The sequence below is a fragment of the Priestia sp. USM5 genome, assembly GCF_058323215.1.
Map to the genome: position 1 here is coordinate 3,042,116 of NZ_JBSGKN010000001.1, position 14,222 is coordinate 3,056,337.

Consider the following 14,222-nt stretch of genomic DNA (forward strand, 5'->3'; position numbering starts at 1 on the left):
TTCTTTTATAAGCTTTTCTACAGCTGTTAAAGTACCCAAGCTTCAAGAAAATATCGTTAATGTATTTTTTGTGAAATAGTGGAATAATTTATTATATAATAGTTTCTACTGGTAATAATAAGAGACAAAAGAATTAGGTAATCTCTTTTTATTTTGATTCTTTTATACTGTTAAATTTTATGCAGCTCTTCCCAAGGAATCGCTATCATTTCAATTAATCAATCATACATTTTTCAGGAAATCAAAAAGAGCTCTTTATAAAGAGCTCTTTTTGATTTCATTTATGCTGTCTTTAAATAGCTGTTCTTATCTAAATAAATCAAGTGCCGCAGTACGTTTGATAAGGCTGATTAGACGGAGCAGACGGTGTACAATACTCTGACTGATCCGGCGATTCATATGGGCTAGAAAGCACTTCTAGAAGATCTTCCATAACGCTGTAGTCTCCTTTTTGTGCTGCATCTAGCGCTGCTTCTACTCGGTGATTTCGAGGAATGACAGCGGGATTGTTATGTTTCATAAGCTCTTCCGACTCTGCTTTAGATTGTTTTTGTCTGCCTAGTCTTTTCTGCCATAACTCCTGCCACTGTGCAAATTCTTCGCTTTCAAACAGGTCACTCTTTCCTAGCTTATTGAAAGTTAATGCACGAAATGTATTTGTATAGTCAGCTTTATAGGTTTTCATCATGGTAAGAAGCTCTTGGAATAATGCTTCATCTTCTTTTTCTTCGTTAAAAAGTCCAAGTTTAGCCTGCATACCCGCCAGCCAGTTTTCTCGATAGAATTTTGGAAATTCCGTCACGGCGTTTTGTGCTATTTCAACTGCTTTTTCTATATCTTGATCCAACAGAGGTAATAAAGCTTCAGCAAACCTCGCAAGATTCCACCCTGTAATGCCTGGTTGATTTTGATATGCATAGCGCCCTTGTACATCAATTGAACTAAATACAGTTTCTGGATCATAGGTATCCATAAATGCACATGGCCCATAATCAATTGTTTCTCCGCTAATTGTCATATTATCCGTATTCATGACGCCATGAATAAAACCAATAAGCTGCCATTTAGCAACTAGGGTAGCGTGACGCTTAATCACTTCTTGAAGCAATGATAAATATTTTTTTTCATTCTTTTCTATGTGGGAAAAGTGACGTTCTAATGCATAGTCAGCTAAAGCTTGAAGGTTTTCGACTGTTCCCCATTTTGCAGCAAATTGAAATGTGCCAAAACGAAGGTGACTGGAAGCTACACGCGTCAAAATCGCCCCCGGCAGTTCTTTTTCGCGAACAATGGATTCGCCTGTTGTTACGACTGCCAGGCTCCGAGTAGTCGGAACACCAAGGGCCTGCATCGCCTCACTAATCATATACTCACGCAGCATAGGTCCCAGAGCTGCACGACCGTCTCCACCCCGGGAATACGGAGTTCGGCCTGAGCCTTTAAGCTGAAGATCCACTCGTTCACCCGAAGGCGTAACTTGCTCCCCTATCAGCATAGCCCGTCCGTCTCCTAGCATGTTAAAGTGGCCAAATTGATGTCCTGCATAAGCCTGTGCAAGTGGGAAAGCACCTTTTGGAACACTGTTTCCAGCCAAAATGCTAACTCCTTCTTGGCTTTGCAGCTGTTCTTTTTGTAACCCTAGAGATGCGGCTAAAGAGTCGTTAAATTTGACTATTTTAGGTGAACTCACTGGATTAGGATCAAGAGGCGTAAAAAAAATGTTTGGTAACTCCGCATAGCTATTACGTAAATTCCATCCTGTTTCTTTTTGATTAGTCATCGTATCTCCTTTTCTTCTTGTGTCTTAAAACATAACTCTTTTCTTTACTGATCGTGGTTTTATAAGTGCAGCAGCCCTGCTCTATCCTGCTTTCTTTTGGGCATCTTAGAGCAGGACAGTTTCTCTTTCATTCATTATCTCTTTTACTATTATATCGTATTTGCTCGTACTTTTAATCTAAAGTGCCTTATCCATTTATATACCGCCACTTTGTTGACGAGCTATTAAATGCTCAAAAAAGAAGAAGTATTAATATACTTCTTCCTCTGTATTTTACCCCCAAATATCTTTTAAATTCCAATACGTTAACTCTTTTACGATTACGTCTCCTCCTTCAGTAAATAACTCAATTCCAAGCCTGCTTTCTTTTGGATAAATGCGGCTTGTCATGGTAGCTTGTCCTTCGTTTGCAAATACTTCGATGGAAGAACGATCCACAAATATTCGTAAAGCTAGTGTCTCACCTGCTTGCAACGCTACTTTCCTCACTCCATCTTCTTTTCCCGAGTGAGTACAGTCAAGCACTAGCTTTTGCTCATTAAGGTTATAACACATAAGCGTTTCGTCATTGTTTATTCCACAAATTTTTATTCCTACTGATGAAGCTTGGCAGTCCGCTAAATCAAATACAGCTTGTATCTCTAGCAAATCTTCATTTACTTCTACTACACAGCTTTCAGAAAGAGCTTTATTGGTTAGCATATTATATTGAGTTTTCCGAAGTGATGTCAGCTCTTGGACGGGGTTCATTAACACTTTATCCTCTCTTAAAGTTAGTTCTCTCGGAAGCGTTAGCGCACCACACCATCCATCCTCTTTCGTTGGCATATTAGCTTCCCACATGTCCATCCACCCGATTGCAATTCGTCTTCCTTTATCATCTAAAAGCGTTTGAACAGCATAAAAATCGTGGCCGTGATCTAATTCAGTAAATGACCCATGATGAAAGGTATTGGTTTCATAACTATATTCTCCAACTAAATATCCCGTTTGGAAAAGGTTGTGATAGGAATCACCTTTTGCTTCTATCCCTTGAGGAGAAATCATTAACACATGCTTTCCGTCTAACTCAAAGAAGTCCGGACACTCCCACATATATCCTAGATCTCCATCGCTTTTAGCAAGGACGCCAACATATTCCCATTTTCGTAAATTTGAAGACCGGTATAAAATAACGCGTCCCTCTTGTTTCTTTGTTGAGTTTCCTAGAATCATATACCAGAAATCCTCGTGCTTCCATACTTTAGGGTCTCGAAAATGATGAGAGCTATCTGCCGGCGGCTCCGCAATAACTGGGTTGACCTCTACTTTTTCAAAGGTAATGCCGTCTTTACTAACAGCTATATTTTGGTTTTGAAAAAAAGTATCCAGCTCTTTGTCTATATAATTATGTCCTGTATAAATTAGCGTAAGCTCTCCTTCGTTATCCACGGCACTTCCAGAAAAACATCCATCTTTATCAAATGTATCTCCAGGAGCTAAAGCAATCGGTAAATGCTGCCAATGAACAAGATCTTTGCTTTTGACATGTCCCCAATGCATCGGTCCCCAATTCTCGTCATAAGGATGATGTTGATAAAAAACATGATATTCTCCTTTATACTGAACCAACCCATTCGGATCATTAATCCAGTTCGCTGGCGCCATAATATGATACCCTAACCGATATTGATGATTTACCTTTTTCTCTGCTTCATTTAATGAACGTTGAGCTTGCTCGATTTTATTTATCGTTAACATCATCATATCCCCCTATATAATCTGCGTGTTTTCTTGTACATCTTTTCTTATAAACTTATGTTTTTTAGAGTTTAGTAGTGTAAACATGGAAATAACGTTAAATACCAAAACCATACCTCCCATAATTAAATAGGTACGGGAAAAACCTACGCTATCATATAATCCTCCCGCTATGGGTGAAAGAACTGAAGCACCTATTTGTGAAGCGAATTGGAATCCAACCAAATAAAGGATAGAAGATAGGCGCGTGTCAAAGTTAGCTGCCAAATATTTAAAGATGGCAATGAGCATAATAGGAAGTTCTAATGCATGAATAAGCTTCATCGAAGATATTCCAATTGGACCAACCACAAGTCCTGACCCAATAATACGAAATCCCATTAGAAACCCTGCTAAAATCAAACTATTTTTTGCACCGATCTTATTTACAATAAACGGTGCTGCGAACATCATTCCGGCTTCTAAAAATACTTGAAACGAATTTAAGTAGCCAAATACTTGATTACCTATCGATTCAGTAGGAAACAAAGATGCGTAATAGATAGGAAATTGCTGATCGTATACCCCATACACGCACGTAACGCCAACAACATAAATCATAAAAAACCAAAATTCCTTCAATAAGAATAAATTACCTACATCTCTCAGCGTGACGGATTCAGCTTTTTCCATTTCATAGCTGCTCATTTCTACCTTCACAGAAAAAATAATAGCCACTAGGATAACCGCTGAAACGGATGCCACCCAAAAATTAATATGAGGATTAATGTTAAATAGTTGTCCTGCAAAGAATGTAGCTGCAGCCCATCCTAATGACCCCCACATTCTAGATTTCCCGTACTCAAATTTATATTTTCGGCTGACTTTCTCTATGTATGTTTCAATCGCTCCGATGCCCGCCAAAAACGCTACTCCTAAATATAAGCCTCCAATAATAGCTCCTATCAACACATTGTATTGAAGTAACGGTCCATAAACAAAAATATAAAATGGTCCTACAAACACTAAAAGACAGCTAATAAAAAATAAAATGTGTTTCTTTAAACCTATCCTGTCAGATATATATCCGTACAAAGGCTGCATACACAATGCAAAGATAGCGTTTACAGAAAAGATTAAGCCTGTAGCTGATCCGTTCAACTTAATCTCTTGCCCTAACCAGATAGAAAATAAAGAGTAGCTCGACGACCACGTAAAAAAGAAGAAGAAAAAATATGCACTCAGCTTCCAATATAAACTTTTTGAACTTTTCATTTTAGTTACCCCTTTAGCTTAAGATATAAAATCTTTTATCTAACAAAATGAAAGCACTTTCAACTTGATTTTATGTCAACCGGTTTCATATGTCAACCGATTTCACATTTTATATTGCAAAAAGCTTGTATTAGGCGTAAAAGTGGGCTTTGTGGTATGTTTAAGTTGTTCAATAAACCGTTTACAATCCTTACATAGATTTTTATGTATCAAAATAAAACGTAGCGACTGGAAAGCTGCTCGCTTGATTGCATTTATTTTAAGGCTTTTCTATAGCAGATATATACTATAAAAGCAAGGTTTTGGAGAAATTAGGAGGAAACTAGATGAAAGCCAAAATTAGTGATGTAGCAAAAATTGCAGGTGTTTCACCGACTACAGTTTCTCGTGTATTAAATAACCGTGGTTACATAAGCAAAGAAACGCGAGAAAATGTCTATAAAGCAATGAAAGAAATTAATTATTTCCCAAATGATATTGCGCGTTCATTATTTAATAAGCGAACAAATTTAATCGGGATGATTGTCCCGCAAACGAGCAACCCTTTTTTCGGAGAGTTAGCCTTTCATATTGAAAGTATATGTGCTTCCCTTAACTACAAAGTACTTCTTTGTAACAGTCTGAATCGCATTGATAAAGAAAAAAAATATGTAGAAATGCTTATCAGAAATCAGGTAGACGGTGTTATTGCCGTTACTTATAATAGAGGTATTTTTGATTCCGAAAGTCAAAGCCTTCCTGTAGTAGCAGTCGATCATTATTTATCAAAAGATATTCCTACCGTATCTTCTGATAACTATTCTGGAGGAGAACAAGCCACGGAATTGCTTATTTCAAAAGATTGTAAGCATATTATTCATATTAACGGTCCCCTTAAACTTGAAACTCCAGCTAACTTAAGAAGGAAAGCATATGAAAACGTGATGAAACAGTACGGAAAACAGCCTATCACGTATGAGATTTCAAATACCTTTGACCGCAACATTCAGCGAGAAACTATTTCTAAGGTTTTTGAAGAACATCCGGAAGTAGATGGTATTTTTGCAAGCGATGACTTACTTGCAGCTTTAGTAGTTGCTGAAGCACAAAAAAGAGGAAAATGCATCCCAAAAGATTTAAAAATCGTGGGCTATGATGGAACAGAAGCCAGTCAGACTTTGTTACCTGGCTTAACTACAATTCAACAGCCAATCGAATCGATTGCTCAAACAGCCATTGATATTTTACTAAAAGAAATTGAAGGAGAATTTAGTAATGTCCCCCGTGAAATCTGTCTTCCTGTTAAGCTTCTAGAAGGGCAAACGACGTAAAAATATGTTTTTTATAAAATAAATATCAGTTTGTTGCATATTCTTCTTCCTTTATTCACACCTTAACGTTACAGAAAGGAGTTGAATACAATGGCAAACAATAAAAGCAGCAATAATAATGAATTATTAGTATACGGAGCTGAACAAGCAATCGATCAAATGAAATATGAAATCGCTAGCGAGTTCGGAGTAAATTTAGGAGCTGACACTACTGCACGTGCAAACGGATCAGTAGGCGGCGAAATCACAAAACGTCTTGTACAATTAGCTGAGCAACAACTTGGCGGCGGACGTTTCTAAGACAATTTCATACACACCATGACTTAAGGAAGAATGGATATCCATTCTTCCTTTTCATATATTTAATTTCCATCTTTATATAAAAATTATTATTGCTCATCTTCTTTACTGACTGATTTTGTTTTTCCTTTCTTTAGTACAGCACTGATTCCTAAACAACAGACAGCTGCTATCCATCCGGAGATGAGAAAATAAACAGAAGTATTTGCAAAGAGTGTACCTATTAAAATAAATAGGCCTCCGAGAATAATAAAAAAGACGTGACCTTCACCAATTTTTTTCACCTTCATCACCTCTCCCCTACCTGCGTATACAAACTAAGGTTCAGATACAAAAGAAACTTCTTGATAAACAAGAAGTTTTCTTACGTCCGTTTCTTTTTCAATAAAAAATAAAGGTGTTTTCTTTTTATTTATTCAACAAAACCACTCAATATTCTTCTCAATTACGTGCTATTTAATAATTTCTTCTGTTTTATACTCTTTCATAAATACATCAATAACATCTCCTGCTTCCTCGTTCTCCTCCTGCATTTGAACGAGTATTTCGTTTTGTGCATTTAATGACATTTTTTCTTATGTCTTTTATTTAAGCAAAACAAAAAAACGGCTTTTATCAGCCATTTTTTCGTTTTGCTTTTCGATTATGAAAAAGCATATTTATTTCTTTATTTGACCGTTCTCTGTATCAGGTATCATACGTTTATTGATTCCGAATGCGTAAAAACTAATGACAACGAGAGCGAGGAAAATAACCCCTACAATAAGTGAAATACGCGTTTCATCATTAAACCACATGCCTACAAGCACCATTAGTAGAAAAGCAATGGTTACATAGTTCGTTACAGGCGCAAAAGGCATTTTGAAAGGATGACTATCCATTTCAGCACCTTTAGCTTTACGGAAACGAATTTGGCTGATAAGAATAATGAACCAAGGAATCATTCCAGGAAGCACGCTAGCACTGTATACATAAACAAATACATTAGGTGGAGCGATGTAGTTTAAAATAACACCAATTACTAATCCAATCATAACAGCGAGCGTACTGTAAATTGGAACGCCGTTGCGAGAAATTTTTGTAAAGAATTTAGGTGCTTGACCGTTTACACCGAGCGTATAAAGCATGCGTCCTGCACTAAAGATTCCGCTATTACAGCCTGACATCGCTGCCGTAATGACTACAAAGTTAATGATACCTGCAGCTGCCGTAACACCAACTTTAGCAAATGTAGATACAAATGGACTTCCTAAAGAATCTAACTCATTCCAAGGATATACCGTCACGATGACGAAAATAGCGCCAATATAAAAAATTAAAATGCGCCAGATGATGCTTTGAATTGCGTTTCTTAACGTTTTTTTAGGATCCTTTGCTTCACCAGCTGTAATCCCAATTAGCTCGACTCCTTGATAAGCTGCAATAACAAGAGATAGCGCGAAGAAAAAGCCTGACCATCCGCCTGCAAAGAAGCCTCCATGTGCCCAAAGATTTGATAACCCGATTGCGTCTCCATCATTTCCAAATCCAAAGAAAATTAATCCAAGTCCCGCGATAATCATTAAAATAATTGTTACAATTTTAATCATCGCAAACCAAAATTCAAACTCTCCAAATGATTTCACTGAAACTAAGTTTGCTGTGCCTAAAATCAACATGGCGATAATACCAGGCACCCAAGCTGGTAAATGAGGGAACCAGTAATGCATATATGCTCCTACCGCTATAATTTCGGACATCCCTACGATTACAAATTGAAACCAGTTACTCCAAGCAGCCATATAACCTGCTAATGGATGAATATATTTGTGGCCAAATGTAGCGAATGAACCTGTGCTTGGTTCCATGTACAGCATTTCGCCCATAGCACGCATAATAAAGAAAATAAACATTCCGCAAATTGCGTAAGCAAGCAATACCGATGGACCTGTCCATTGAATCGTGCTTGCTGATCCCATAAATAATCCAACGCCAATTGTTCCACCAAGCGCGATCATTTGAATGTGACGAGATTCTAAGCCTCTTTTTAACTCTTTGTCTGCCATTCCATTTCCTCCTCCTAAACTTGTTATAGCTCTGTTAGGAAAGATACTTTCTGTTTCTGATGGAACAGCTGTCGTTTTTAAATCATTCCATTTTTACCTAGTACCTTTACAACTAAACTATTTTTTCTATTTTTAGCTATTCGACTGTATAATTACTTATTTTATAATAATAAATTTTCCTCAGAAATACAATTGTTTTTTTCAGAAAAACACTTAAGTAAACCATTTACCTCTGTCAAATCAGTCATCTTCGTAAAATAGTTTTTTATTTCATTATAATTAAAATTTTATGAATATTAAAATAAATATAGTCTCAGCTTGGATGCTGGAACACTCTCTTTCTCAAGGATAACGAAATGAAACCATTACTTAATCGAATAAATTCCTTTTTTCTACTTTTACGTTTTTTCTTTCTTTTCTTAGGGAAAGTATCCATAGAAAATAGAGATGAGGAGGGATTTTTCATGTGGCAAGCTGCGATGTGGGGCGGAATTTCAGGATCAGCTGTCCTTCTTGGTGCTTTGGCAGCAGTTTTTTTGCCTATCGGCAAAAAGATAATTGGTTATATTATGGCTTTTGGGACGGGTGTATTAATTGGAGCATCTACCTATGAGCTTCTTGGAGACTCGGTTCATAGCGGCGGGTTAAAAGCTACTTCTCTTGGGTTCCTTGCGGGGGCTGTCGTTTTTACTTTTTTAGACTATCTAATTTCACGTCAAGGAGCGAATAAAAGAAAGAGGTCTACAAAACAAATGGCCGCGAATACTTCTGGAATTGCTATATTTATAGGAACCGTCATGGATGCAATCCCAGAGTCCATTATGATTGGAGCTAGCTTAATTGAAAAAGCAACCGTTAGCTGGCTTCTTGTTATCGCTATTTTTATAAGTAATATTCCTGAAGGACTGTCCAGTACGACCGGTCTAGTAAAAAGCGGATTCTCTAAGAGGAAAATTTTTTTACTATGGGCAGCTGTTTTGTTCATTTCAGCTTTTAGTTCATGGACAGGCTTTGTTTTTTTAGATCATGCATCTGAGACACTTATGGCTGCTATTGCTGCTTTTGCCGGCGGTGGTATTATTGCTATGGTAGGTTCTACAATGATGCCAGAGGCCTATGAAGAAGGAGGTTCTATTACAGGATTGATTGCTGCACTTGGATTACTTGCTTCATTGATACTGGATCATTTTTCTTAATCGTCTTCATACTACTTTTATCGTTTCCAAGTAGAAAACAGAAAGCCTTCTACTTGGAGATATTTATCTCAAGCACATTATGATAAATGTGTCTTCTTAATAAATAAAATCGTAGTTCTCTCTTATTTCCTGAGTAAAAGCTTTCCAATCCGTAGCTTCAAATTCCGCATCCCGTGCTTTTAACTCTTTTTCCATTCCTTGAATCTCTTGAACAGCTTCTATTGTTCTTTCACTTCCTGGCCCTACTCTCCAAATTAATTCTTTGTATTCTTTAATTTTATCCATTAGATAACCTGTCTCTAATTCTTTATATTTAGACATATTAGCTGACTCCTTTTAGTTCATTCTTTCTTCTAAGATATCATATTTCTCCTTTATGGATAAGCCTCTCCTCTGACGTTTCTTTAACCTCAAAGATAGGAAATACAACAACAAAAAAGCAAGCACAAGTGCTTGCTTTCACTATTATTAAGGCAGTGGTTCAACCGCTACGTTCCCTACCGTTACAGCTTCTGTATATGCGTTCGTACTGCTTTGGCGTAAACGGAGATTAGCACTCCCCGCTGCACTTGGATTTAGTTGGACATTTACAACCTTTTCTCCATTTCCAGCTGCGTCCGTTGTAATTGAAAAATTGCTGCTGTATCCATAGGATGACGGCCAGCTTCCATCTGCGTTTTGGACTTTAGCAATTTGAGTTCCCGATCCGTTATATACACCTAGATTAAACGTGCTGTACGCAGTGTTAGCTGAAAGCCCGCTTACCTTTACGCGTATTTGGAATACGCCGCTCGTTGGTAAAATGGCTTGATGTTCAAATGTGTAAGCACTAGCAGTTGGTGGTTGCGTAGTTCCACCTTTATAACCATATGAACCAGATGCAAAAGTTGACGTATCGTACCATTTATACCCTGCTGTAGGTGCTGACCATGGTTCTGGCTGAGGCTCAGTGGACTGACTTGGCGTTTCCGACGAAAGTAATGCTGTAGCTTGATCCAATTGAAGTCCTGATACTTGATTCAAAGAAATATAGCTTTCTTGCTTCGCTAACCAATTGACCATATTTACAAGCAGTGTAGAATCGTCTTGTTCCTTAAATCCGTCATATGTGGTTTTAGAAGATCCTGTATCTTCTCGTTTATATTTTGGTGTAGCATCTTCAACCGGTGAAGAATCTCCTATAAAAGCAGCTTTACCTGCCCCTACTTTTGAAACAGCAGCAAAAGGACCTTCTGCTCTTCCCCCTCCGTTATACACTCCTTGATCTACAGCATTTGACCATTTTGCCGTTGTCTTAGGAAGATACACAATTCCTTTTGCTTTGTTTGGGTCCGTAATTGCAACCGTAGAACCAGCATGCATAGCAACGGTGGAAACACCTAGCGTAATACCGAATGCTTGAGAAGGAGATACAATATCATTGGCTGTCACATCACCAATGGCATTATAGCGAAAGCGAACACCAAAGTTACTTGCTAACCAGTCAGAACTTGTTACGTTTTGCATTGCCTCAGAGTTTGCTTCTTCCGTTGTCATGCCTTTTGCTGGGTTTGTCCATGCTCCACGACGGTACCCGTTAAAAACTTCTGAAGAATCCCAGCGGTTTTTGTTTCGGTCTGCATTGTAATGATCAGCAATAAAGAAGACGCTTCCCCCGTTCTGAACATATTGTAAAAGGGCAGCTTGTTCAGAAGATTTATACGGAATATTTGCTTCTGGCACAACAAACACACTATAGCCGCTAAGGTCACTGTATGTAATCGGCGTAGATTTCCGCAGCTCTTTTACATCAAACCCGCTGCCAGCCAGCCCTTTCCCAAAATCAGAAAAACCTCCGTCAATAACCCAATCTGCTGTACCCGCCGTTTGACCATGGGTATTATCAAACAAGATTTTTTTACCATTGTTTTCATTTACAACAGAAGCTTTAATTTCTGGTGCAGGGTCAGCAGCGCTTTCTGCTGATGCTGGATGAGTAGTAAAAGGCAGTGAGATAGATAAAGCTGTACACATTGTCAAAACGGCATAACCTACGCGATTATATTTTTTCCGCATATAAAATGCTCCCCTCAAATTTTTGCAACGCTTGTCTTTTCAAGAGGATTATAGCAGGTTCATTTATGATTTTTTTAAATTTATTGTAAATAATATATATTTTTTCAAAAAAGGTTCTTTATACCTTATATTTGTCGAGACATTCCCTTTTAAATATGCCCATGATTATATGTAAAATTTGTTAACGATAACGACTTGAATATTCGAGAATACTGCGCAGCATTTGACGTGTACTCTTTGATTCGTTTGCGCGTTCTTTATATTCAAGAGGACGACTAGGCGTTGACTTATTTTCTTCTTTATACTGAGAATTTTTGTGTTCTGACACGTTTTTTCACTTCCCTATCTCTATTTTATCCAGAGCAGCTCAAAGCTGCTCTTTTGTCTGTCACTCTTTTATTTGTTATGACGACTTGCTTTTGCTTTTTGAAGCTCATCTGTATGAATATCGTTTGATAAAATATTTTTATTCACATTATCAACAGGAGCTGCTGCACTGCTGCTGACTCCTTGGTTTGTGCTTTTATTTTGTTTACTCATTTCATCCACCTCCATGTGTAACGTCTATATTTTATGGAGTTATAAAAAGAAAATAAGAGGTAGTATTAGGAAAATGACTTTCTTTTCTTTTTGCTTGCATCCTCATATTGAATAAAAATAAAATCTCCATATTTAACAGAATGCACCAGAAATAAATGTTCATACTAAGAGTAGAAATTCTGCATATTCATTTTGAAAATATAGGAGGAACTAAGTGTGAGTATAAATAGAAACACACTATCCATTTTTGCTTTAGGGGGCATTAATGAAATAGGAAAAAATATGTATGCCGTTCAATATGATGATGACATCATTGTAATTGACTGTGGCTCTAAATTCCCTGACGAAAGTTTATTAGGAATTGATTTGATCATACCTGATATTACATACTTGCAAGAGAACCGAGAAAAAGTTCGAGCACTGGTTGTTACGCATGGTCATGAAGATCATATCGGAGGTATTCCTTATCTTCTAAAACAGTTAAGCCTCCCCATTTATGCAACAAGCCTTACACTCGGATTAATCGATATTAAACTGCAGGAACATCAATTATCTGCTGAGACGGAGCTTATTGAAATCAACGAAGAGTCAGAAATTACATTAGGCAATATTCCGCTTTCTTTTTTTAAAACGAATCACAGCATTCCAGATTGTCTTGGAATTGTCTTTCATACGCCTGAAGGAGCTGTTGTACATACGGGAGATTTTAAGTTTGATTTAACTCCTGTTAACGACCAATATCCAGATCTTCATAAAATGGCGAAAATCGGCAGTGAAGGTGTACTGGCTTTAATATCAGAAAGTACAAATGCTGAACGCCCCGGATTTACACCTTCAGAAAAGCTAGTTGGCAAACATATAGAAGAAGCTTTTCGTAAAGCAAAGCGAAAAGTGATTATTTCTACTTTCGCCTCGAATGTTAACCGCGTACAGCAAATTGTCGATGCAGCGATTAAAACGAACAGAAAGCTTGCGCTGCTAGGAAGAAGCATGGTTAACGTTGTATCAGTTGCCTTAGAGAAAGGATATTTAACCATTCCTGAAGGGATGCTGATTGAACCTTATGAAGTACATTCACTTGCGCCTGAACAAGTCGCTATTCTCTGCACTGGAAGCCAAGGCGAGCCGATGGCCGCTTTATCTAGATTAGCCAGCGGAAATCATCGACAAGTAGAGATTCTTCCTGAAGACACGGTCATTTTATCAGCAGGGCCTATTCCTGGCAATGAACGTAATATCTCTCGTATTGTCGACAGTCTTTTCACACTCGGGGCTCATGTGATTTACGGTTCAGGAAGCGCAACAGGCATGCACGTATCAGGACATGGCTATCAAGAAGAGCTAAAATTAATGGCTACATTGATGAAGCCAAAGTATTTTATCCCCATTCACGGTGAGTTTCGAATGCTTCATCACCACAGCTTATTAGCAGAATCCGTAGGGGTGGAAAAAGCGAACATTTTTATTATAAATAACGGTGATATTGTCGACATCAAGGGCGGAACAGCTGTTCAAACAAGAAAAATCTCTGCAGGCAATGTATATGTAGATGGGTTTGGCATTGGGGATGTTGGAAATGCGGTTTTACGTGACCGCAAACAGCTTTCAGAAGATGGCATGCTGGTTATTGTCATTACTTTAAATAAAACGGAAGGAAAAATTGTGTCGGGTCCAGATACAATTTCGCGAGGTTTTGTTTATACAAGAGACTCAGAGCAGCTATTAAAAGACGTTAATCGACAAGTGACTAAAATTGTAAATCAATTGCAAAAAGCGCACGTTCACCAATGGAACATCATGAAAAAAGAAATTAAGACCACCCTTGGACAGTTCTTATATAACCAAACGAAAAGAAGACCTATGATTCTTCCCATCATTATTGAAGTTTAATCCCTCCAGCAAAAACTGCCTTAGTCCCCACTAAGGCAGTTTTTCCCTTATAAATCCGAAGCTTAACCTAAAGTTAGAAGTTGCCTTCTGTAGTTTATGAATAGGCACTGCT

The 14,222-nt window shown here is 37.8% G+C and carries 13 protein-coding genes; 4 read left to right on the top strand and 9 right to left on the bottom strand.

Annotated features, from left to right (window positions below; all coding sequences use genetic code 11):
- Positions 1-319 precede the first annotated feature (319 nt).
- From ACWATA_RS16380 to ACWATA_RS16390, 3 genes are all read right to left on the bottom strand, one after another.
- The gene (locus tag ACWATA_RS16380; RefSeq protein WP_311265171.1) at positions 320-1,780 is read right to left on the bottom strand and encodes a protein adenylyltransferase SelO; all 1,461 of its coding nucleotides are present in this window, start codon (positions 1,778-1,780) and stop codon (positions 320-322) included.
- A 273-nt stretch (positions 1,781-2,053) separates the two neighbouring features.
- Positions 2,054-3,511: a glycoside hydrolase family 32 protein gene (locus ACWATA_RS16385; RefSeq protein WP_034266694.1), complete on the bottom strand. Its 1,458-nt coding sequence runs from the start codon at positions 3,509-3,511 to the stop codon at positions 2,054-2,056.
- 21 nt (positions 3,512-3,532) lie between these two features.
- Positions 3,533-4,774, bottom strand: coding sequence for an MFS transporter (locus tag ACWATA_RS16390; protein ID WP_028413935.1), 1,242 nt, complete (start codon positions 4,772-4,774; stop codon positions 3,533-3,535).
- Between the two features lie 326 nt (positions 4,775-5,100).
- Here ACWATA_RS16390 and ACWATA_RS16395 point away from each other — a divergent pair, with 326 nt between their 5' ends.
- Positions 5,101-6,084, top strand: a complete 984-nt coding sequence (locus tag ACWATA_RS16395; protein ID WP_028413936.1) for a LacI family DNA-binding transcriptional regulator — start codon at positions 5,101-5,103, stop codon at positions 6,082-6,084.
- Between the two features lie 90 nt (positions 6,085-6,174).
- Positions 6,175-6,384 carry an alpha/beta-type small acid-soluble spore protein gene (locus ACWATA_RS16400; RefSeq protein ID WP_013058452.1) on the top strand — a complete coding sequence of 70 codons (210 nt, stop codon included), beginning with the start codon at positions 6,175-6,177 and terminating at the stop codon, positions 6,382-6,384.
- Between the two features lie 89 nt (positions 6,385-6,473).
- On the opposite strand, the gene ACWATA_RS16405 is transcribed toward ACWATA_RS16400, so the two are convergent.
- Both ACWATA_RS16405 and ACWATA_RS16410 read right to left on the bottom strand, forming a co-directional pair.
- Positions 6,474-6,674 (bottom strand): hypothetical protein, encoded by a 201-nt coding sequence (locus ACWATA_RS16405; RefSeq protein WP_028413937.1) that lies wholly within the window; start codon positions 6,672-6,674, stop codon positions 6,474-6,476.
- A gap of 369 nt (positions 6,675-7,043) precedes the next feature.
- Entirely contained in the window at positions 7,044-8,429 is a 1,386-nt protein-coding gene (locus tag ACWATA_RS16410; protein WP_028413938.1) for an amino acid permease, read from the bottom strand.
- A 464-nt stretch (positions 8,430-8,893) separates the two neighbouring features.
- On the opposite strand from ACWATA_RS16410, the gene ACWATA_RS16415 reads away from it, so the two are divergent.
- Positions 8,894-9,625, top strand: coding sequence for a ZIP family metal transporter (locus ACWATA_RS16415; RefSeq protein WP_274863567.1), 732 nt, complete (start codon positions 8,894-8,896; stop codon positions 9,623-9,625).
- Between the two features lie 96 nt (positions 9,626-9,721).
- Here the strand turns inward: ACWATA_RS16415 and ACWATA_RS16420 are convergent, their stop codons facing one another.
- From ACWATA_RS16420 to ACWATA_RS16435, 4 genes are all read right to left on the bottom strand, one after another.
- Positions 9,722-9,946 (bottom strand): hypothetical protein, encoded by a 225-nt coding sequence (locus tag ACWATA_RS16420; protein ID WP_028413940.1) that lies wholly within the window; start codon positions 9,944-9,946, stop codon positions 9,722-9,724.
- Positions 9,947-10,093: 147 nt separating this feature from the next.
- Entirely contained in the window at positions 10,094-11,680 is a 1,587-nt protein-coding gene (locus tag ACWATA_RS16425; protein WP_274863566.1) for a type 1 glutamine amidotransferase family protein, read from the bottom strand.
- Positions 11,681-11,861: 181 nt separating this feature from the next.
- Entirely contained in the window at positions 11,862-12,008 is a 147-nt protein-coding gene (locus ACWATA_RS16430; protein WP_155017158.1) for a hypothetical protein, read from the bottom strand.
- Between the two features lie 68 nt (positions 12,009-12,076).
- On the bottom strand, positions 12,077-12,220 hold the full coding sequence (locus ACWATA_RS16435; protein WP_165635728.1) for a hypothetical protein: 144 nt from the start codon (positions 12,218-12,220) through the stop codon (positions 12,077-12,079).
- 216 nt (positions 12,221-12,436) lie between these two features.
- On the opposite strand from ACWATA_RS16435, the gene ACWATA_RS16440 reads away from it, so the two are divergent.
- Complete coding sequence (locus tag ACWATA_RS16440) at positions 12,437-14,110, top strand: ribonuclease J (protein ID WP_033578509.1); 1,674 nt, start codon at positions 12,437-12,439, stop codon at positions 14,108-14,110.
- Positions 14,111-14,222 lie beyond the last annotated feature (112 nt).

Bases quoted from the DNA above. Each gene is read 5' to 3' on its own strand.
- ACWATA_RS16380 (WP_311265171.1), bottom strand. From the start codon at position 1,780: ATGACTAATCAAAAAGAAACAGGATGGAATTTACGTAATAGCTATGCG.
- ACWATA_RS16390 (WP_028413935.1), bottom strand. From the start codon at position 4,774: ATGAAAAGTTCAAAAAGTTTATATTGGAAGCTGAGTGCATATTTTTTC.
- ACWATA_RS16395 (WP_028413936.1), top strand. From the start codon at position 5,101: ATGAAAGCCAAAATTAGTGATGTAGCAAAAATTGCAGGTGTTTCACCG.
- ACWATA_RS16400 (WP_013058452.1), top strand. From the start codon at position 6,175: ATGGCAAACAATAAAAGCAGCAATAATAATGAATTATTAGTATACGGA.
- ACWATA_RS16405 (WP_028413937.1), bottom strand. From the start codon at position 6,674: ATGAAGGTGAAAAAAATTGGTGAAGGTCACGTCTTTTTTATTATTCTC.
- ACWATA_RS16410 (WP_028413938.1), bottom strand. From the start codon at position 8,429: ATGGCAGACAAAGAGTTAAAAAGAGGCTTAGAATCTCGTCACATTCAA.
- ACWATA_RS16415 (WP_274863567.1), top strand. From the start codon at position 8,894: ATGTGGCAAGCTGCGATGTGGGGCGGAATTTCAGGATCAGCTGTCCTT.
- ACWATA_RS16420 (WP_028413940.1), bottom strand. From the start codon at position 9,946: ATGTCTAAATATAAAGAATTAGAGACAGGTTATCTAATGGATAAAATT.
- ACWATA_RS16425 (WP_274863566.1), bottom strand. From the start codon at position 11,680: ATGCGGAAAAAATATAATCGCGTAGGTTATGCCGTTTTGACAATGTGT.
- ACWATA_RS16435 (WP_165635728.1), bottom strand. From the start codon at position 12,220: ATGAGTAAACAAAATAAAAGCACAAACCAAGGAGTCAGCAGCAGTGCA.